The organism is Amycolatopsis thailandensis, from assembly GCF_042723255.1.
Lineage (GTDB): Bacteria > Actinomycetota > Actinomycetes > Mycobacteriales > Pseudonocardiaceae > Amycolatopsis > Amycolatopsis thailandensis.
This window is the reverse complement of the sequence record NZ_JBHXJK010000007.1, coordinates 1-17,465: the sequence shown is the minus strand read 5'-3', so window position 1 is coordinate 17,465 and position 17,465 is coordinate 1. Positions and strand designations below refer to the sequence as shown.

21 protein-coding genes and 1 pseudogene are annotated in these 17,465 nt (G+C 67.7%); 6 read left to right on the top strand and 16 right to left on the bottom strand.

Features of this window, described 5'->3' with window-relative positions; translation table 11 throughout:
* Positions 1-4: 4 nt before the first annotated feature.
* The 7 genes from ACFWMR_RS04360 to ACFWMR_RS04330 all read right to left on the bottom strand — a co-directional run bounded on the left by ACFWMR_RS04360 (position 5) and on the right by ACFWMR_RS04330 (position 6,511).
* On the bottom strand, positions 5-361 hold the full coding sequence (locus ACFWMR_RS04360) for an SAV_915 family protein (RefSeq protein ID WP_378376895.1): 357 nt from the start codon (positions 359-361) through the stop codon (positions 5-7).
* 439 nt (positions 362-800) lie between these two features.
* Positions 801-1,238, bottom strand: a complete 438-nt coding sequence (locus ACFWMR_RS04355; RefSeq protein WP_378376894.1) for a hypothetical protein — start codon at positions 1,236-1,238, stop codon at positions 801-803.
* A 74-nt stretch (positions 1,239-1,312) separates the two neighbouring features.
* The gene (locus tag ACFWMR_RS04350) at positions 1,313-2,662 is read right to left on the bottom strand and encodes a helix-turn-helix domain-containing protein (RefSeq protein WP_378376893.1); all 1,350 of its coding nucleotides are present in this window, start codon (positions 2,660-2,662) and stop codon (positions 1,313-1,315) included.
* 374 nt (positions 2,663-3,036) lie between these two features.
* Positions 3,037-3,231 (bottom strand): hypothetical protein, encoded by a 195-nt coding sequence (locus tag ACFWMR_RS04345; RefSeq protein ID WP_378376892.1) that lies wholly within the window; start codon positions 3,229-3,231, stop codon positions 3,037-3,039.
* Positions 3,232-3,466: 235 nt separating this feature from the next.
* Complete coding sequence (locus ACFWMR_RS04340) at positions 3,467-5,263, bottom strand: ABC transporter permease (RefSeq protein WP_378376891.1); 1,797 nt, start codon at positions 5,261-5,263, stop codon at positions 3,467-3,469.
* Between the two features lies 1 nt (position 5,264).
* On the bottom strand, positions 5,265-5,990 hold the full coding sequence (locus ACFWMR_RS04335) for an ABC transporter ATP-binding protein (RefSeq protein ID WP_378376890.1): 726 nt from the start codon (positions 5,988-5,990) through the stop codon (positions 5,265-5,267).
* Positions 5,987-6,511 carry a PadR family transcriptional regulator gene (locus tag ACFWMR_RS04330; RefSeq protein ID WP_378376888.1) on the bottom strand — a complete coding sequence of 175 codons (525 nt, stop codon included), beginning with the start codon at positions 6,509-6,511 and terminating at the stop codon, positions 5,987-5,989. Before ACFWMR_RS04330 ends, ACFWMR_RS04335 begins: the two co-directional genes overlap by 4 nt.
* Before the next feature lie 413 nt (positions 6,512-6,924).
* Between ACFWMR_RS04330 and ACFWMR_RS04325 the strand changes: the two genes are divergently transcribed.
* Genes ACFWMR_RS04325 through ACFWMR_RS04315 form a run of 3 tightly spaced genes read left to right on the top strand, consistent with a single transcriptional unit; the run spans position 6,925 to position 7,839 of the window.
* Positions 6,925-7,104, top strand: a complete 180-nt coding sequence (locus ACFWMR_RS04325) for a hypothetical protein (RefSeq protein ID WP_378376886.1) — start codon at positions 6,925-6,927, stop codon at positions 7,102-7,104.
* A gap of 41 nt (positions 7,105-7,145) precedes the next feature.
* Positions 7,146-7,613, top strand: a complete 468-nt coding sequence (locus ACFWMR_RS04320; protein WP_378376884.1) for a hypothetical protein — start codon at positions 7,146-7,148, stop codon at positions 7,611-7,613.
* 10 nt (positions 7,614-7,623) lie between these two features.
* Positions 7,624-7,839, top strand: coding sequence for a hypothetical protein (locus ACFWMR_RS04315; RefSeq protein ID WP_378376883.1), 216 nt, complete (start codon positions 7,624-7,626; stop codon positions 7,837-7,839).
* Between the two features lie 51 nt (positions 7,840-7,890).
* Here ACFWMR_RS04315 and ACFWMR_RS04310 read toward each other — a convergent pair whose 3' ends face one another.
* A complete protein-coding gene (locus ACFWMR_RS04310) occupies positions 7,891-8,616 on the bottom strand; it encodes an ANTAR domain-containing protein (protein WP_378376881.1) in 726 nt (241 codons plus the stop codon).
* A gap of 333 nt (positions 8,617-8,949) precedes the next feature.
* Here ACFWMR_RS04310 and ACFWMR_RS04305 point away from each other — a divergent pair, with 333 nt between their 5' ends.
* On the top strand, positions 8,950-9,561 hold the full coding sequence (locus ACFWMR_RS04305; protein WP_378376879.1) for an ANTAR domain-containing protein: 612 nt from the start codon (positions 8,950-8,952) through the stop codon (positions 9,559-9,561).
* A 351-nt stretch (positions 9,562-9,912) separates the two neighbouring features.
* Here the strand turns inward: ACFWMR_RS04305 and ACFWMR_RS04300 are convergent, their stop codons facing one another.
* From ACFWMR_RS04300 to ACFWMR_RS04270, 7 genes and pseudogenes are all read right to left on the bottom strand, one after another.
* Positions 9,913-11,589: a beta strand repeat-containing protein gene (locus ACFWMR_RS04300; protein ID WP_378376877.1), complete on the bottom strand. Its 1,677-nt coding sequence runs from the start codon at positions 11,587-11,589 to the stop codon at positions 9,913-9,915.
* A 55-nt stretch (positions 11,590-11,644) separates the two neighbouring features.
* On the bottom strand, positions 11,645-12,529 hold the full coding sequence (locus ACFWMR_RS04295; RefSeq protein WP_378376875.1) for a hypothetical protein: 885 nt from the start codon (positions 12,527-12,529) through the stop codon (positions 11,645-11,647).
* 220 nt (positions 12,530-12,749) lie between these two features.
* The gene (locus tag ACFWMR_RS04290) at positions 12,750-13,463 is read right to left on the bottom strand and encodes an anti-sigma factor (protein WP_378376873.1); all 714 of its coding nucleotides are present in this window, start codon (positions 13,461-13,463) and stop codon (positions 12,750-12,752) included.
* Positions 13,460-13,663, bottom strand: a complete 204-nt coding sequence (locus ACFWMR_RS04285; protein ID WP_378377105.1) for a sigma factor-like helix-turn-helix DNA-binding protein — start codon at positions 13,661-13,663, stop codon at positions 13,460-13,462. The genes ACFWMR_RS04290 and ACFWMR_RS04285 overlap by 4 nt, the downstream gene beginning before the upstream one ends.
* A 133-nt stretch (positions 13,664-13,796) precedes the next feature.
* Positions 13,797-13,850 (bottom strand): annotated as a pseudogene (locus tag ACFWMR_RS04280) (hypothetical protein); the annotation flags it as partial.
* Positions 13,851-14,206: 356 nt separating this feature from the next.
* Positions 14,207-14,866 carry an anti-sigma factor family protein gene (locus tag ACFWMR_RS04275; protein ID WP_378376871.1) on the bottom strand — a complete coding sequence of 220 codons (660 nt, stop codon included), beginning with the start codon at positions 14,864-14,866 and terminating at the stop codon, positions 14,207-14,209.
* Positions 14,863-15,393, bottom strand: a complete 531-nt coding sequence (locus ACFWMR_RS04270) for a sigma-70 family RNA polymerase sigma factor (protein WP_378376869.1) — start codon at positions 15,391-15,393, stop codon at positions 14,863-14,865. The genes ACFWMR_RS04275 and ACFWMR_RS04270 overlap by 4 nt, the downstream gene beginning before the upstream one ends.
* 144 nt (positions 15,394-15,537) lie before the next feature.
* Here ACFWMR_RS04270 and ACFWMR_RS04265 point away from each other — a divergent pair, with 144 nt between their 5' ends.
* Both ACFWMR_RS04265 and ACFWMR_RS04260 read left to right on the top strand, forming a co-directional pair.
* Positions 15,538-16,392 carry a DUF4394 domain-containing protein gene (locus ACFWMR_RS04265; protein WP_378376867.1) on the top strand — a complete coding sequence of 285 codons (855 nt, stop codon included), beginning with the start codon at positions 15,538-15,540 and terminating at the stop codon, positions 16,390-16,392.
* A 363-nt stretch (positions 16,393-16,755) separates the two neighbouring features.
* Complete coding sequence (locus ACFWMR_RS04260; RefSeq protein ID WP_378376865.1) at positions 16,756-17,067, top strand: hypothetical protein; 312 nt, start codon at positions 16,756-16,758, stop codon at positions 17,065-17,067.
* Between the two features lie 71 nt (positions 17,068-17,138).
* Here ACFWMR_RS04260 and ACFWMR_RS04255 read toward each other — a convergent pair.
* Positions 17,139-17,465: helix-turn-helix domain-containing protein (locus ACFWMR_RS04255; protein WP_378376863.1), on the bottom strand; the 327-nt coding region annotated here is incomplete at its 5' end.

Genomic DNA, 17,465 nt, shown 5'->3' with positions numbered 1-17,465 from the left:
GTACCTATACCTCAGTTCGACGGATTTCGGGTGGAAGCTCGGTGTCCCAGATGATCACGTCGGCGCGAGTCATCATCTGGAGCCGTTCGACAGGAAGCTCGGATTTGATCGCGACCCACGGCTGGGCCCGGCCCATGCACGACACCAGGCTGTTCAGGGACGAGAAAGCGAGTAAGGCAACCCTTCCGTCCTCCAGGGGGAAAATTTCGGCTTCGACGTTACCGTCGGCGTCCGTGGTTCCAGGAAGAAACGTCGAGCCTGCGATCAGCGTTACCGGGTCCTCGGCGACGCGTTCCAAATCAGCGGGGTCGAAAGCCTTGGGAAGGCCCTCGCTCCAGAACGTCGGATCCTGCTGGCTCATCGGTCAACTCCGACCAGTCTACGAGTGATGGGTGCCATCATGGACGCGGGCTCTGTTGCGCCGCTATTCGATCCGCGTTTTCTGAGGGAAGATTTAAGGTTACTGATCGGTCGCTCGGCGGGCCCGGAAGATCGTTTCTGGGATTCAAGATCGGTTCTATTGGGTAGCGGGGCCGAATGTCCGTTCAGCGCGCACGTGAATCGATTTCACTAGTGGCCGCCTTGGTTTCGCCGCGTCGCGCAGGTCCGCGGCAAGCACCAGCGCAGCCGTTCTACGGACCCCAAGTACAAGAACGCCGGTCCCAGTCGCGTGACTAGGACCGGCGTTTGTCGCACCCGGCATGCCCGTACCGAGGGATCGCCGCCAGACACTCCGTCACTCACGTTCAGCGGAGCAGGCCGGAACGAGGGCCTGGACAGGATGACCGGCCTCGTGGTCGTTACCAGATGCACCCCAGCGGGGCGTCGGAGCAAATGTGGCGGGTGGCGCTGCGTCCGAAGGTCGGTCGGTTGACGCCGAAGCTGGTCTGGTACTCCGTGACCTGGCCGCCCAGCACGCCCTTGCAGCCGACCTTGACGGTCACCTGAGTGCCCTCCCGGGACACGTTCGTCAGATTGATCCGGTAGGACTTGATCTTGATGACCTTGAGTGCACCCGGGACCAACCGGTTGACCGACGTCCACAGCGACGTGTCGGCCCAGCCGCGCTCGCCGTTGGATGCCTCGTACCAGACCCAGGTCGCCTCCTGAGCGCCTCCACAGTCGAGGTGACCGCTGAGGTTGACCTGCGGATCGTTCCAGGTCGCCTGGGCAGGGGCGGCCGTCACGATCGTCCCCGCGACGATGGCGAGGCCGGCGACGAGAGCTTTCGCTTTCATGATTCCTCCTGTTTTCGGGTGTGCTGAATTCCAGACACACCGAGGGTGTGTCTGAAATAGGAGATGGTTGACCCCTACTTGTCGCGACGCGGTGCGCGCATCGCCTGCTCCACAACGGAGAAGTAGTAAGCGAGGACGGGGAACCCGACCTCCCGGCTGATCAGCCCCCAGCCCTCGTTGACGTCCACAGCCCGCGGGTGGACGCCGACGCCTGCGCGCACTCGCCATCCCGCGGCCAAATCGACCTGCAGTGGCGGCATCGACGGCTCTGAGCGCCGGGTCGTCACCACCACGCCGTGGCGAAGGTCGAGGCGTTTGTGCCACGGGCTCCACAACAGCGTGGCGCTGTTCTTCTCAGCCTGCCCGGTGAGCAGGAACTGCACCCATACCGGCCCTACCCAGTAGGAGGGGAAGGTAATCTCGGTAAACCGCCCGGTACCCTGGATGCCGGTGACCTCGGCGGTGCACGTCCGTCCGTCCGCGCCGAGCACCGTGTCAAGACGCTCCACCAGTTGCGTGACACGCGGCGTTGCCCCGTGCTCGAGCCGATGGATGTGGTCTTTGGTGACCGGTGCCAGCGAGGGATCCAGGTCGGAGGCGAGTTCGGCAGTGTCCTGCAAGCTCAGACCACGCGCATTCCGCAGCTGTCGATACCGTTCGCCACCCCAGTGACGCGGCACCTCCTCCAGCGACGCGAGCGAAGAGCTGACATCGGACTTCGTGGACACCGCAGCCTTCGCAGCGGCCGACAACGCGCTTCTGGCCACCTCGACCCGGCGGCCGAGATGCTTCTTCAGGCTGGTGAACCACCTAGGGTTGCCCTGGTAGCGGTGTGGCAGCCACGACCTCGAGGCCACCGCGAACGCCTGTTCGAGCTCGGCCCGTGGTCCGACCACCGCGACATCGACAGCGTCCACCACCAGCGTCCCGATACCAGTCGGCACGATCCCATAGCCGAAATCGACCCAGCCGCCGCCATCGATCCGCACATGCACCGCCGGATTGCTGGCAAACGCATGAGCCTGCAAGAACACTCCAGTGTCAGCGGGGATCTCGCAGTCCACCCGGAACGGCCCAGCGTCAACGTGCGCGGTGCCGGGCTGACCGCCCGGCACCCGCAGCCACGCCCAGCACGGCCCGGACTCACCCTGGAAATTGCACCACCATTTCTCCGCCGAGTTCAGCGCGTCGGGCGTGCGCAGAGCGAGATAAACGTCGCGTAGCGTGCCACCTGCGTCGAATCGTTCATCCACAGCGGCCAACTGACGCAGGCTGGGGCCGTCCGTGTGGCCAGCCTCCCAGTTGTGGATCGTCGTCGGGCTTTCCACCCCGGCAGCCCTGGCCACAGCGTCCAGCCCAAGTCCTGCGAGCTCAACCCGCCAGTACCGCAACAACGCCGGCCTGCTCAGCAACTGGTCAACCATGTCCGATTCCCATCCATTGGCAACCTTGTGATGGACCACCTTGCGAGACGACGGAGCCGCAGGCAACTGCCAGACGACCGAAGTGCGACGGAAACTGAAAAGCGTCCCTCAGCGACGAAGAGCCGGACGAGGTCTGGGGCGGCGTTGTCGGGATAGCCGGATGCTGGAAAGTTTCCGCGTCCGGTGAGGATGGCGGGCTTTCACTGGGGGAGCTCGGTAAAGAATGCCGGTGGCGGGGCCAGTGTCCGACGCTCGGGTAGCACGTTGACGTTGTCGAGGTGAGCGAGATCGCGCGCTACCAGCCGGAGAAGGCAAGGGCCCCACCTTCTCAGGTGAGGCCCCTTTGCGTTGTTAGGCGCGATCGTCTCGGCACGTTAGAGCAGCAGGACGGCGAGCCCGTCAGGGACCTCGAACCTGACGGCGGTCATACCGTCGTAGATCGGAGTCAGCAGGTCGCTGGCGTCCTGCGGCAGCTCGCCGGATTCCTTCATGGCTTTGATGATGCGCTTGACCGGCCTCGTGATGCCCTTCAGGAAATGGGTGTCCTCGTTGCCGCCGATCTCGTACACCGTTCTAGCTGGAGAAGCAGTGGGACGAAGACTCGATCGACAGCGAACCACGACTGGCCGCGGAGGCCGTGATGAAGCTGGTCGTCAGCGATGAGCCGCCGCTCCCGCTGTTGCTGGGCAGGGTGTGGGAAGCCGCCAGCCGAGCCGCGGAGAAAGCCGTTCCGGCGCCGCGCTGACCTTTCCGCACCGGCCCACTCCGATCATCTGCGTCTCACCTCCTGCGAAAGGATGCAGGTCAGCGCGTCTGGAGTGCGTGCGCGATCGGGCGTCGCGAGAGAGCGAGTGCCGAGATGGCCGTGCACAGGGTGATGGTGAGCAGGATCCCGAGTCCGGGTGCGAGAAGCCAGGAACCGGGCGGGTACTGGGGCTGGCCGCGCCAGGCGAACAGGAAAAGCCCGAGGCCACAAGGGATCCCGGCGGCGGCGCCGGGAAGGGCGGGGAGCAGCTGGGCCACGGTCAGGCCCAGCCCGGTCTGCCCGGGTGTGGCGCCGAGCGTGCGGGCGACGGCCAGTGGGTGCCTGGTGTCGAGGACGGCGGTCCACGTGCTCACCGCGGTGTTGATCACCGCGAGGACGAGCACGACGACGGTGACGACAAGCACGGATTGGCCGGTCCGTTCGGCGAGCGGGTTGGCCAATTCCGCGTCACCGACACGGAACGGCCGGTCTTGGGCCTGGTTCATGAGGACGGCGACGAGCGCTGCCGTGGTGATGAAGGTGTTCACCGTGACCAGCCACGCGCGGTGTGGCCGGCGCGCGTTCATCCGCACTCCGATCAGCAAAGTGACGGGCAGGCGGCGGGAAAGCCGGACACGCCACCGGCTGCGGCGCGGCGGTGCCGCGCTGTCGGCGAGTGCCGCGGTGGTGCTGATCGCGACCGCGCGCGCCGCGGGCGCCAGTGTCGCCGCGACGGCGATCGCGAAGGCGAGTGCTGCGGCGACGACCACCATGCTCAAGCTGGGTGGCGGAGGGCCGTCCGTGGTGAGGAGGCCAGCGTTCGGCTGGATCAGCGCGGGCGCGGCGAGCCAGCTCGTGACGAGCCCGGCGCCGGCGGCGGTCAGTCCCACGACGAGGTACTCGGCGAGGTGGACGAACGCGACCATGGCCGGGCCGGCGCCGACGGCCTTGAGCAGGCCCACGCGGCGACGCTGCCCGGCGATCCGGCCCGCGACGATCCCCGAGACACCGGCGACGGCGAGTGCGGTGAGGAGCCAGCTGCCGATCAGCAAGGGTTCCTGTGCCCGTTCGACCGGTCTGCCGTCAAGGTCGGCGATGTCCTGCCAGGTGGTGAGGGTGAGCCCGCCGTCGAAGTCGGCACGGTCGAGCGAGGGCCGGACCCTGCCGATGAAGCCTTTGCTCGCGGCCGGGTCGTCGAGCGCGAGATTCATGGTGTAGGTCGTCTGCTCGCCACCGGTGAGCGTCGCGATGTCCTGGTCGTGGACCCAGACCAGGCCGCCTCGCTCGCTCAACGGGCTGCCGGGAAAGTGCCATCCCGCATAGGGATAGGTGGTCCTGGCCGCCGTGACCGCGATCCCGAGGACGCGCAGCGCGTGGCCGCCGACGTCGACAGTGTCGCCGGGGTGCACACCGAGGGCTTCGGCGAACGCGCGCTCGACGACCACACCGCCGGGCCGTAGCCAGGTCCCGACAGTGATCGCCGGTCGGTCGAGGGCCGACGGCGCGGTGTCGCGGCCTTCGACGACGGCCTGCACGGCCTTGCCGCGTGCGGTCAGTTCGAGGAAGGCGACGGGATACGGTCCACTGTGGCCGGTGACGCCGGGCGCGGTCGTCAGCGGGGCGAGGTCGGCCAGCGCGTCGTCGCCAGTGGACAGCGGTCTCGCCACGACGTCAGGGCCGGCGGTGGCCGACCGGGTGTGTTCGTAGGGCAGGGCGGCTCCTTCGTCGAGCGCGAGGCCGAGGGTCAGCGTCCCGGTCGCGGCGGTGATGGCGATCAGCAACAGGAGGGTCTCGGCGGGACGTCGGCGCAGGTCTCGCACCAGCAACCGGAGTACGAGCAGCAGGCGGCCGGCCACGTCAGCGCCACCCGTCGTGCAGGAGCCCCGAAGCGACGCCGGCGAACTGGCTGTCGTCGGCGAAAGCCCCGTCGCGCATGGTGATCATCCGATCGGCGACCGCGGCGATCCGGCTGTCGTGGGTGACCACGACCAGCGTCTGTCCCGTGGAGCGCAGATCCTCGAACAACCGCAGCATCTCCAGGGTCGCCGTACTGTCCAGGTTCCCGGTGGGTTCGTCGGCCAGCACGACGAGGGGTTCGTTGCACAGGGCGCGAGCGACGGCGACCCGCTGGCGCTGGCCGCCGGACAGGGCCGAGGGCAGGTGACCGGCCCGATCGGCGAGCCCGACCCGCTCCAGCAGATCCCTGGCACGCCGCCGCGCCGCACGGGGAGACCGCCCGCCCAGCAACCCGGCCAGCTCGACGTTCTCCACCGCTGTCAGTTCCTCCATGAGGTGGAACGACTGGAACACGAACCCGACCGTGCTCCGCCTCAGCCGGGCCAGCGCCCGCTCGCCGAGCGTGTCGATCCGGCGACCGGCCAGCCACACCCGTCCCGCGGTGGGGCGCTGCAGACCGCCCAGCAGATGCAGCAACGTGGACTTCCCGCAGCCGCTGGGGCCCATGATGGCCAGCGTCTGCCCGGCGGGCACGGAGAGGTCGACCTCGTCGACCGCGCGCACCAGCCCTTCACCCTCGCCATACCGCATGCTCAGCCGGTGCGCCCGGAGCAGTTCCTCGGTCATGTGTCAGTCCTTCGCCCTTGCCAGGTGCGTTCGCACGCCTCCAGCCACTCCAGGTCGGCTCGCAACCGGAGCACGACACCTTCCAGCAACAGCGCGGCGACCGGGTCCACCGACCTGTCCAAAGCTGCCCGCTGGGCGTCCCGCAGCCTGCGCAACACCTCACGCCGCTGGGCGTCGACGAGCGCCACGGGATCGGCGAGGCGCGCGGTGGCCGCGGCCACCAGCTTGAGGTGGAACTCCGCGAGATCGGGCTTCGGCCAGCTCACCTCCGACAACCACGACGAGACCCTGTCCTGGCCTCGCGGGGTGAGCGCGTAGACGCGCCGGTCCGGCCTGTCCGGCAAGCCCTCGGCACGTTCCGAGGTCACCATCCCGGCCTTCGTCAACCTGGCCAGCGTCACGTAGATCTGCCCGGCGTTCATGGCGTCGCCGAGTGGGCCGAGCGCGTCACGCACCCTGGCCCGCAGCTCGTACCCATGCGCCGGCTCCTTCGCCAGCAGCGCCAGCACCACGTCCTGCATCCGATCGCACCTCCATCAGCGGTATAGATAACGGTTATCTATACCGCTGTCAAGATCGCCAACCTGCTCAGGCGATACGGCGCGACGGGCTGGGAACGCGCGGCGGACGTGCTACAGCGGCGAGGCGCGTGGGCCGTGCCCCGGTATCCCTAGTGGACAGTGCACGAAACTCCGACCCGCAGTGCGCGTGGAGGACTTGCGACCGAGAGCCGGCGAGTCGTCCGGTTAGGACAGTGCGGTAGTCCTGTCTCCCGTCACGTCTGATGGCCGCTCGACTCGGCGAACAGCTATAACCTGCACCGTTGGCCCCGAACGGGTGAGGTGCGCGAACGTTTACGACAGGTGAGGAGGGGAACCTTCCGGGGAGCCACCTCGGCTGGGGTGGCCACCCGCGCCCACACCCGGGGGATGCTGTGACCATCGCCGAGGATACGGATCGTGCGCCGGAGTTCGCGTCCCGCGCGGCGCAGGCGCGGATCCGTGCTGCCGACGCCGGGGTTGTCCACGCTGCCGAGTTCATCTGGCTGCTCGATCACCTTCCATCGTCCATGGCTGTTCCGGCGCCGCGGCAATCTCATGTGGGCACGTCATGACCGGGGGTGATGTGACGGTTCACCGGGTTCGGCAGGTATCGGTGGTCGCTGCTCCGGTTTGGGTGTCGGCCGAGACCGACGTCGCGGATCGGATGCTGACCTTGACCTACCGTGTCGCGACCGGCGCCGGATACTCGCGGGCGGAGTGTGAGCGGCTGTGCCGGCAGGTCACTGCACTGCCCGCCGTCGTGCAGGTCATGGATTCCGACTGTGGACGCGCGGGCTGGGAAAACCCTGCTCGGTCGCTGCGAGCCCAGGTGGTGGAGTTCTTGCGCGCGGACCTGGGCCAGCGGGTCGACGGGGAAAGTCTCGACGCCGTGCTGCGCGGTGCGGTGCTCCTGGACGAGCTGGCGCTGTTGCCGCCGCGGCAACGCTTCGCACTGTGGTCCACAACGCTGTCCTCGTGCACCGCCGACGACCTCGGGATCCGGACAGGCTGGACCGCGCGGCAAATCGCCCGCCTCGTAAGGGCGGCCCTGCGCACCGTGACCACACACGCCCGACTCTGAGAGGTCCACGATGACTACCACGCTCGGCGCCGCAGCCATGCCGATACGCACCGGCCTGCCCGCCGGTCAGCCGTGCCCGATCACGCGGGTCGCCGACGGCGCCGCGATGAGCCGGGCGCTGGACGACTACCTCACCTCCGGCTACGACATCGAGCGCGCCTCCGATGGCTGGGTTCTGTTGCGCGCCGGTGGACGGCGGATCGCCCTCACCACCCTCGGGCGCTGATTGTTTCGCCGCGTCCCGGAGAACTCGTCACCGCTTTCGATGACAGGGTTCTCATCGGTGCGGGTTGAGTTCCTCGGGGCCGCCGCCCGCGGCGATATCCGACGCGAGGTCCCGTATCTTCAGACTTCGCCGACGCGAGTGGGCGCGCAACCGGCTGAACGCCTCGCCCACCGAAACACCGAAACGCTCGGCCAGCACTCCTTTCGCTTGCTCGATCACGACGCGGCTGTGGAGCGCGCTCTGAAGCTGTTCTACAGTCTGTCGGAGATCACGGATCGAGTGACGCTGTGTGAGACAGGCGGTGGCAGCGCCGGCGAGGGTCCGGGCTACCCTCACCTCCAGTCCCGATAGCACCGGCTCCGTGGTGTTCACGAGCATCAGCACGCCCGCCTTCGCGTTCTGAGTGCGCAAGGGAATAGCCGTGACCGCGGTGACACCGGCGGAGCTGGCATAGAGGTCGAACCGCGGCCACCGCGGGTTCCTGGAGCCACACCTGACCGGTCCCAGGGATTCCTGGCTGTGCAGGCTGTCCCAGCACGGCCCCTCGGCCAGCTTCAGCTGCATGGTCAGCAGATCTCGGCACAGCCTGGTCGACGCGACCGAGCGACCGGCCCTGCCACGCCCGTCCACCTGGGCGACCGCGACGGCCTGGACAGGCAGAAGATCGTGAAGGTGAAACGCGAGACCACCAAGCAGATCCGAAGCATCCGGCTCCCCCGCACAATGGGAGAGTTCGAGTACCGCGTCGGCGATGCGCGCCTCGCGTTCCGTGGCCACGGCTAGCTCCCCCATACTCCGGACGTCCACCCACACCCTCTGTCCGGGCGCGGGAAACTTGAAGGCTTCACGATGAACCGGAGAGATACTTTAATGTACTGACCAGGCGGAAACCATGGACACTTCTTCACAATCCAATGATCATCCTCGGATCGGTGTACTGTCCGCCAGCTGAATGACATCACTTGATCCCAAATTTCCGCGTCTTTAAGCTCTGATTCCAGAGTGAGGTCTTGCAACCAGCCGTCACCACTGGGCTCGGCTGCCCGGATCTGCTTCCGAAGACCCCGGCCTGAGTCGCACGGTGTGCCTGACCTCGAGGTTGGAGGCAGGATGACGCCAAACAAGATCGACCTCGCCCGGTTTGGCGTGGACGGGATCACCCACTCCCTGACGACCGCCGCCATCCTCGAGATGACCTGGTTCAGCGACGAGACCAGCGCCCGGCTCGACGACGACCAGTACGCGGCGGGAGAAGGGCCGGTCTTCGACGCCACCGCCGGCCACGAGCCGGTTCTGTGTCCCGACCTCACAGCGACCTCTCGCTGGCCAGGATTCACCGCCCACGCCCTGCGGCTCGGCGTGCGTGCTGTCTTCGCCTTCCCCATGCGCCTCGGATCGAGTTGCGTCGGCGTAATGATGTGCCATCGGCGAGAGACCGGACCGATGAGCGACAAGCAGTTCGCCGCAGCCCTGGCACTCACCACCCTGCTCAGTTACGGAACACTGGTATGGAATTCCGGCTGCGGCGATGCAGAGGGCACTACGTTTCATCGGGCGGAAGTACACCAGGCCGCCGGGATCCTGAGCCACCGCCTTGCCGCCCCGGTCGACGACGCCCTCGCCCGCCTCCGGGCCTACTCCTTCAGCCACCAGTGCCCGATCACCGACGTGTCCCGCGACATCATCGCCGGACGTCTCTGCCTGCCCCAGGACGACATCTGACACGATCCATTCCGAGCCCAAACGCAACCCACGAGACCAACCCGCGCCCGGCGGAACAACCGAATCTTCACTGACATGGCAGACACCGGAACGCTGTCAGGCACGGAGGCCCTCGCGGCCGTCAGGGTCAAGGTCACCATCGTCCAGTCTGGACGGCTACTGGACCGATCTCTACGCCGGCAGCACGACAGCCACCCGAAACCGGTCCGGACCGACGCGCCTCGGCTTCGCGCAGGATCCAGCCCGCCATCACCCAACCGATTCGGCGCGAGGCCGGACCGGAAACGATCGAACGTAAGGAGCGGGGGCACCGGATTCCGGTGCCCCCGCTCGTTGTTCGTCCTGTGCCCGTCAGACGGTGCTCAGGTGCTGCCCGACGGTGTTCCAGCCCATGACGAGCACGTCGGCGTCGCCGCCGTCGCCTGCCGGGCCGGAGTTCCCGCCGGTGGTGACGCTGTGGTTCATCGCGTCGCCGGTCGCACCGGTGGCGCCGGTGCTGCCCGAGTGACCCGAGGTGACCGTCGTGCTCGAGTGGTCACCCTGGTTCCAATCACCGTGGTGGCGGCCCTGGTCCTGGCCCCGGACGGACTGGACAGCGGTGTTGCCGCCGGTCGAGCCCGAGTTCCCGGAGTCACCGGAGCCGCCGGTCACGGCGTTGTTCTCACTCGTGGCGTTCCCGGCATCACCGGAATCACCACCGTTGCCGCCGACGGCCTTGCCGGTGGCGTAGCCGAGGACGCCGGTCTTGCCACCCTGGTGGTGACGCGACCACTTACCGCCCTCGTGGTTCATCGCGGAATTACGGCCCGAAGCGAGGACCGCGGCGTCGCCGCCATGCCCTGCCGGGCCGGAGTTCCCGCCGGTGGTGACGCTGTGGTTCGCCGCGTCGCCGGTCGCACCGGTGGCGCCGGTGCTTCCCGAGTCACCCGAGGTGACCGTCGTGCTCGCGTGGTCGCCTTCGTGCTTCGAACCGTGGTGCTTCCAGCCACCGTGACCGAAGTCCCGGCCGCCGATCGCCCACGTCACCGCGGTGTTCCCGCCGGTGGACCCGGAGTTGCCCGAGTCACCGGAGTTCCCGGAGACGGCGTTGTTCTCGCTGGAGGCGTTTCCGGCGTCGCCGGAGTCACCACCGTTGCCGCCCTTCGCGGTCCCGGTCACGATGCCGAACACGCCGGTGCCGCTGTTGCCGTGGCGCCGGTTCCAGCCACCGTTGTTCGTGGCGGAGTTCCGGCCGGACGCGGCGGTGGTGGCGTCGCCACCGTCGCCTGCCTGGCCGGAGTTCCCACCGGTGGTGATGCTGGAGTTGTGCGCGTCACCGGTGGCGCCGGTGCTGCCGGTGTCCCCGGAGTCACCCGAGGTCACCGTGGTCTCGCACCGGGCGAGCACGCAGAGCCCGTAGGCGCTGTTGCCGCCGGTCGAACCGGAGTTGCCCGAGTCACCGGAGTTCCCGGAGACGGCGTTGTTCCTGCTGGAGGCGTTCCCGGCGTCGCCGGAGTCACCGCCGTTGCCGCCCTTCGCGCTCCCGGTCACGGTGCCGAGCACGCCGGTCTTGCCGCCGCGGGCGCCCCGCGAGTCCGCGGTGTTGTGGCCGGTCGAGCCGGCGACGGCGTCACCGCCGTTACCCGCGGAACCGGAGTGGCCCCCGGTGGTGGTGCTGGTGTTGGAGGCGTTCCCGGTCGCACCGGTGGAGCCGGTGTTGCCGGAGTCGCCCGAGGACACCGAGGTGGAGCAGCTCGCCAGGACACAGACGCCGTAGGCGCTGTTCCCGCCGGTCGAACCCGAGTTCCCGGACTTGCCGGAGTTCCCGGAGACGGCGTTGTTCTTGCTGGTCGCGTTCCCGGCCTTGCCGGAATCACCACCGTTGCCGCCCTGGGCGGTCGCCGACGAAACACCGGCCACCACCGAGTTCACCGTGTCACCGAGCGGGCCCGAACTTCCGGTGTCCGCACTCGCCACCGCGGTGCCCAGCAGGACGAACCCACCGGACAGCACTGCGGCTGTCAATCCGCGTCGCACGTACTTGTGCATGACTTCCCTTTCCTTACCTTCTGTCCACTGTGGAGTTGAGGGTGGAAAGGGGGCGTCAACTGGGATGATCGAGGCCGTACTCGTCCGGCCACGGAACGGATCTCCGGTCGTCCGGCGGTGCCCGCCACGCGCGATCGGTTCCGGGCATGCCGGTACCGGTTTCGGTCACCGCGTACTGAGGCCCAGGCGATCCGGTCGAACCCATCGAAGTCGAGCCACCGACTCCGATGGAACCAGGACCGGATGGCAACGAAGGACCACCACCCGCACCGGACACCTTGCCCGCGGAAATTTCCGCAGGCAGCACCCGCTCGGAAGACGACTGCTCGACCAAAGCCGACCGCGGCCCGGCGAACTCCCGTCGTCCGGAGGGTCCACTATGGACATCCAGAGTGGACACCATCTCCGAAGTCGCCGCGAGATCGGCACGTGGCCGCGACTCAGGTGCGGTCACCTCCTCCGGTGGCGACATCCGGCTGTCCACGGGTTCGATCACCCGATCCGCGCCCGCTGCTTGAGCGACCGGGCGGGTGATCGGAGCCAGCGCGTCGAGTACCGGCCGTGTGACCGGCGCGGTCACCGGTTCGACAGCTTTCAGCACCGGCTCGGCGACTTTCGCGACCGGCCGTACCACCGGTGCCAACACCGGTTCGACCGGCTTCGTCGCCTCCTCGACCAGCGGTGCCGCGGCGGACGCGACCCGGTGCACGGGTCGCTCGACTGATTCGAGGAGAGGCATCGCATGCTCTGCCGCTGTGTCGACGACGCCGCCGAGCAGGCCGGGATCGTCGGGTTTCGGGGACTTGTCCGAAGCGCTCGCCGTCCCGGACAACAGGACCGCCAAGAAGGCGAGGCCGAACAGTGAGCCGATCACCACGAGCACTCTTCGCAGGATTGTGGCGCTTTCCGCGATCGAGGCTCGCGACTGGGAAGTATTCATTCATGTCACCCCCTTCCGTGTCGGAACTTCACCTGTCATGAGGTATTCGTGCTGCCACTCATCACCGGATTGGGGGATCGATGAATCTTTTTTCTTTGCTTCAACGGAGTTTTGTACCGCTGAGTAGCGGGTACGCTAGCCCGTTTCCCGCTGCAGAACCGGACATGTACCGCGAACAGGTGAAACCAGGTTTCGCACAGTGACCCGGAAAGAGCAGGTGTCAGCGTGTGCCGAGCGGAACGCGGACGACGGGCAGTGTCGTGGGGTGCGGCGATCCCGCGGCCGGCTCGACGGTGACACCGACGTGATCGATATCGGCGGAAAGAGGCGCGGCGATGCTTCCGGTGCCGGTATGAAGAAGCCCGGCGGATCGCGTGCCTCCCGGTCCGCTGAGCCAGAGCTGGTAGGCGCGGCCATCGGTGAGTGGTGGCAGGCCCTGCGCGGTGATGACCGCCTCGCCCCGGAGCCGGGAGAAGTTCACGGTCGCGGTGCCGCCTCCGGTACCGGTGGCACGGACGGTGACCATGTCCGGCGCGGTCACGGGCTCGGCGATCTGCACAGGACCGGATCCCTGGTGGAACACGGCGACACCGACGGTGATACCGCCGGCGAAGACCGCCGCGGTCGCGGCGACCGCGGCCACGATCCGGAGAGCGCGGCTTCTCCGGTCCCGAGGTGGATCGTCGCCGAGCGGGACCACAGGCGGGAGCTGCCTCGTGGAGGCGATCTCACGGCGGACCCGGGCTCGCAGCTCTGCCCCGGGTTCGGCGGCCATCGCGACACCGAGTATCGCCGCGGTCTCCCGGAACTCGGTGACCTCTTGCGTGCAGGTCGGGCATGCGGCCAGATGCCGGGCGAAGGCGGCGCGTTCGAGGTCGGTGACCGCGCCCAGCGCGTAAGCGCCGGTCAAGGTGTGAACGTCTCCGGTGGTCATCGAGCAGCTCCCAGAGCGCCACGCAGGCGGATGATGCCGTCACGCACACGAGTCTTGATGGTGCCGAGCGCGACGCCGACCCGGTCGGCGACCTCTTGGCAGGTGAGCCCGTGGAAATAGGCGAGCAGAATCGATTCCCGCTGCAGTTCGGTCAGAACCGACAGGGCCTGGCGGACCTTGCCGCGTTCCTCCGTGGACAGTGCGGCTTCGGAAACGTCGTCGTAGGGACGGCGTAGGTCCAGCAGTTCGGCCCGGTCCTCGCGGGCGCGCCGCCTGCTCGGACCGGACCCGGTCGATGGCCCGGCGCTGCGCGATCGACCTGACCCAGGTGGTGGCCTTCCCCCGGGCCGGGTCGAAGTGAGCCACCTTGCGCCAGATCTCGAGCATGACCTCCTGGGTGACCTCTTCGGCGAGAGCCTGGGAGCGGAGGACCTGCACAGCGGTGCGAAAACCGGGACAGCGAGACGGTCGTACAACGTGGCGAAGGCTTTCTGGTCGCCGAGCGCCGAGCGGCCGAGGAGTTCCTCCGACGTCGGCGAGCAGCCGGAATCACCACGACGTCGTGGTGTGGCGTGCGCGGTGGCCATGGCGAAGTCCTTCCCGGCTGAAGCCGAGCCTGCACCTCGCGGCGAAGAGGCAGGGTCGCGAGCAAGCTGTCAGTGATTTTTCGTTTTCGACCGCCTCGCGTCTTGGTATCGGTGTGATCACAAGGCCGTGCCCGGCCGCGTTCCTCGCCGTACGGGTCAGAAGTCAGCCGTGAGAACGATCTGACCCCGTGGACCGAGTACGCGGAATCCGCCCGCGTCGGCGCGCAGCACGGAACTGTTGAGGTTGCACCGCATTTCGGCGGCGCCGGTCCCGATGAACTCGCCGGCGGCGAATTGAACGCCGGTGCCATCCACGATCACCACCCGATAGCTTGTGCCCGCCTCGAAGCCGCTCGCCGTCAGCTTGATCTCGACGCCCCAGGTGTGCGGAACCAATCCGGCGGAGGCGTGGATCGCCGGTGTCGACGTCGCGACCTGTACCGCTTCGAACGGTCCCGGCGCCGGAGCGTCGGGATGAACGGCCCACCCGATACCGGCACCGCAGAACAAGGCGATCCCCGCGGCCACGGCCCAGCGCGGTGGCCGCCACCGGTGTCGGCGCTGTCCCGCGCTGACGCGGCGGACGACCGCGTCACCGAGGCCGGGCGGAACGGACGACTCTTCATGCTCGCTGACCTGCGCCGCCTCGGCCAGGCTCAACGCGCGCACGACCGGGCTCAGCTCCCGTAACTCCGAACGGCAGTCCGCACACCCGGACAGGTGTGCGTCGATCCTGAGGCGTTCGTGCTCGTCGAGCTGGTCAAGCGTGTAGGCGCCCAAGGTTTCCCGCAGGATGCGGTGATCGTCGGATTTCACAGCTCGACCCCCATTTCCTCCATCGCGACGCGCAGCGCCCGCAAACCGTAGAAGAGCCTGGTGCGCAGTGTGCCGACCGGGATTCCCAGCTCCGCGGCGACCTCCGCGTACGGCCTGCCCCTCAGGTGAGTCTCGACCAGGCACACCCGGTGCTCCGGGCTGATCCGCCGCAACGCCTCCTCCACCAGCCAGGCGTTGACCCGCCTGTCATCGAATCCCGCCTCCGCGGGTTCCTCGGCCAGCGCGAGCCGCGTCGCCGGACGGACCGACCGACGGCGCATCTCGTCGACGATCACGTTCCTCGCGATCGCGAACAGCCACACCCGCAGACTCGCCACCTCGGGATCGAACCTTTCCGCCGCCCGCCACGCCCTCAGGAACACCTCCTGCACCACGTCCTGAGCCGCACCGTCGTCGTTCAACTGCCGCATCGCGAACCGGTACAGCTCCGGTCCGTGCGCGTTGTACACCGCACGAAGCGCGTGTTCCCCGGTCAGGCCGAGGCCGCCACTGGCCGATCCACCCATCCCGCGTCCCTCCTACCCCCTGTGTTCGGAGCAGACACGGGCCACGTTCATCCGATCGCGGAATTTTCTCAAAAGGGATGAACGCCAACGGCGGCGGCGCCGTACGCACTGGCCGTAAACCCTCTCCCGACGACAGGAGCCGTCATGCGTAAAACCGTCCGCGCGCTGGTGATCGGAGGCGTGGCAGTCACCCTCCTGGCAGGCGGCACCGCGGCCTCCGCCACGCCTTCCGGGAACAAGGGCTGCGACGTCCTCATCTTGAGCGAGAGCGGCAGCCTGAGCAGACACGACTGCGAGCGGCCGTTGCTGCCCAAGGCGTCGAAGAAGATCTCCGGTCTCGCCAAAGGTGACAGGCTGATCGGCCTCGACACCCGTCCGGCCACCGGCGCGCTCTATTCACTCGCCGCTTCGGGCCAGCTGTACCGGGTCGATGCGAAAACAGCCGAGGCCACGCCCGTCGGTTCCCGGATCGCGTTGCAGGGCAACGCGCTCGGCTTCGACTTCAACCCGACGGTCGACCGGATCAGAGTCGTCACCGACACCGGGCTCAACCTCCGGCTGCACCCCGACACCGGTGCGATCGCCGGAACCGACACGCCGTTGAACTACCCCGGCCGGTCAGAGGCGCCACGCGTGGCCGCCTCCGGCTACACGAACAGTGTCACCGGAGCGACATCGACCGCGCTGTACGGCCTCGACTCCGGGCAGGACACCCTGGTCAAACAAGGCAGCCTTCCCGGCGAGACGCCGGTCGTCTCACCCAACACTGGTCAGCTCGGCACCATCGGCAAGATCGGGTTGAACATCAGCTCCGTGAACGGCTTCGACATCGCCGGGGCCGCGAAAACCGGTGCGTACGATCCACACGGCTACAAGGCCTTCGCGGCCGTGCGAGTCCACGGCGTACCGCTCCTGGTCCGTATCGACCTCGCGTCCGGACGGGCCCGTGTCCTCTCACCCCTGCTCACGCATCCGGTCGGCCTCACACTGGCGAACTGACGCCATATAGAGCACGCGGCCTCATTTCGTAACTGTTCGGCCGAAATTCGACCGAACCGGTGATTCGACCAAGCCTCGTGGACGCCGAGCGCGAAATGGCCATACCAGGGCGTCCTACCGGGTGCCCAGGCGGACGAGCCCTCACTCGCCGACACCGAATGGGTTAGGGCTATTTGTCGATCCTTCTTCATCGGCGATTTCACACAACGCCTCCGCCGTCAAGAAATAATGAATCATTGACATCAGCGGGACAGCTACTGCTACTGTTCGGCACGAAGTGTCAATCGAGCGGTCTCGCAATAGCCCCGATCGACTCTGGGGGCTCATTGATCGGTGAGGTCGTTTTTCTGGGGAAGGAAACCGATGAAGATTCGCAACTCGCTGCTGACCTTGGCCGTGCTCGTGGGCGGCGCGATGACGGTGATGCCGGGGGTGGCCGGAGCCACCGTCACCGAGGACTGCACCTACAACACCAGCGCCAGCGGCGTGAACTTCCACGTCAAGTGCTCCCGCCTGCCCTCGGGGATCTCGCAGTACAGGGCGGTCGCGCAGTGCGGCAACGGCTCCACCACCTACGGGATCTGGAAGACCGTGGCGGAGAGCGTGTACATCGGCTCCGTGGCCGACTGCACGAACCGGGGCAACGTCGCCAAGGGCGGCATTCAGCTCCGCTGATCGCCTAGCCAGAGGAATGCACGCGGCGGCGGTGTCCCGGATTTCGTTCCCGGGACACCGCTGTCCTTTCTCTATTCGCCGCCGAGAATTCCACTGAGCAGAGCGGTTGTCGTGCGGCGGTCCTGGGCACCGAGCTTGGCTCGGATTCTCGCCATGTGATGCTCCACGGTCTTCCCGGAAATATGCAGTAGCTCGCCGATTTCGCGATAGGTATGGCCGTCGACGACGAGGCGGCCGATGTCGCTTTCCCGCGGGGTCAAGGCAGGTGGCTCAGCGAGAGCGGACGCCGCGGTTTCGGCGACACCGCTCACCGCGGACGGGAATCGCTTGACCGCACGCAGCAAAGTCGTCATGGCGGTCCGGTCGGTGGCGCGGATCGCGGCCTGCCCGGTCAGCCG

Coding starts and splice junctions, on each gene's coding strand:
- ACFWMR_RS04360 (WP_378376895.1), bottom strand. CDS start 361: ATGAGCCAGCAGGATCCGACGTTCTGGAGCGAGGGCCTTCCCAAGGCT.
- ACFWMR_RS04355 (WP_378376894.1), bottom strand. CDS start 1,238: ATGAAAGCGAAAGCTCTCGTCGCCGGCCTCGCCATCGTCGCGGGGACG.
- ACFWMR_RS04350 (WP_378376893.1), bottom strand. CDS start 2,662: ATGGTTGACCAGTTGCTGAGCAGGCCGGCGTTGTTGCGGTACTGGCGG.
- ACFWMR_RS04335 (WP_378376890.1), bottom strand. CDS start 5,990: ATGACCGAGGAACTGCTCCGGGCGCACCGGCTGAGCATGCGGTATGGC.
- ACFWMR_RS04330 (WP_378376888.1), bottom strand. CDS start 6,511: ATGCAGGACGTGGTGCTGGCGCTGCTGGCGAAGGAGCCGGCGCATGGG.
- ACFWMR_RS04315 (WP_378376883.1), top strand. CDS start 7,624: ATGACTACCACGCTCGGCGCCGCAGCCATGCCGATACGCACCGGCCTG.
- ACFWMR_RS04305 (WP_378376879.1), top strand. CDS start 8,950: ATGACGCCAAACAAGATCGACCTCGCCCGGTTTGGCGTGGACGGGATC.
- ACFWMR_RS04300 (WP_378376877.1), bottom strand. CDS start 11,589: ATGCACAAGTACGTGCGACGCGGATTGACAGCCGCAGTGCTGTCCGGT.
- ACFWMR_RS04295 (WP_378376875.1), bottom strand. CDS start 12,529: ATGAATACTTCCCAGTCGCGAGCCTCGATCGCGGAAAGCGCCACAATC.
- ACFWMR_RS04290 (WP_378376873.1), bottom strand. CDS start 13,463: ATGACCACCGGAGACGTTCACACCTTGACCGGCGCTTACGCGCTGGGC.
- ACFWMR_RS04270 (WP_378376869.1), bottom strand. CDS start 15,393: ATGGGTGGATCGGCCAGTGGCGGCCTCGGCCTGACCGGGGAACACGCG.
- ACFWMR_RS04265 (WP_378376867.1), top strand. CDS start 15,538: ATGCGTAAAACCGTCCGCGCGCTGGTGATCGGAGGCGTGGCAGTCACC.
- ACFWMR_RS04260 (WP_378376865.1), top strand. CDS start 16,756: ATGAAGATTCGCAACTCGCTGCTGACCTTGGCCGTGCTCGTGGGCGGC.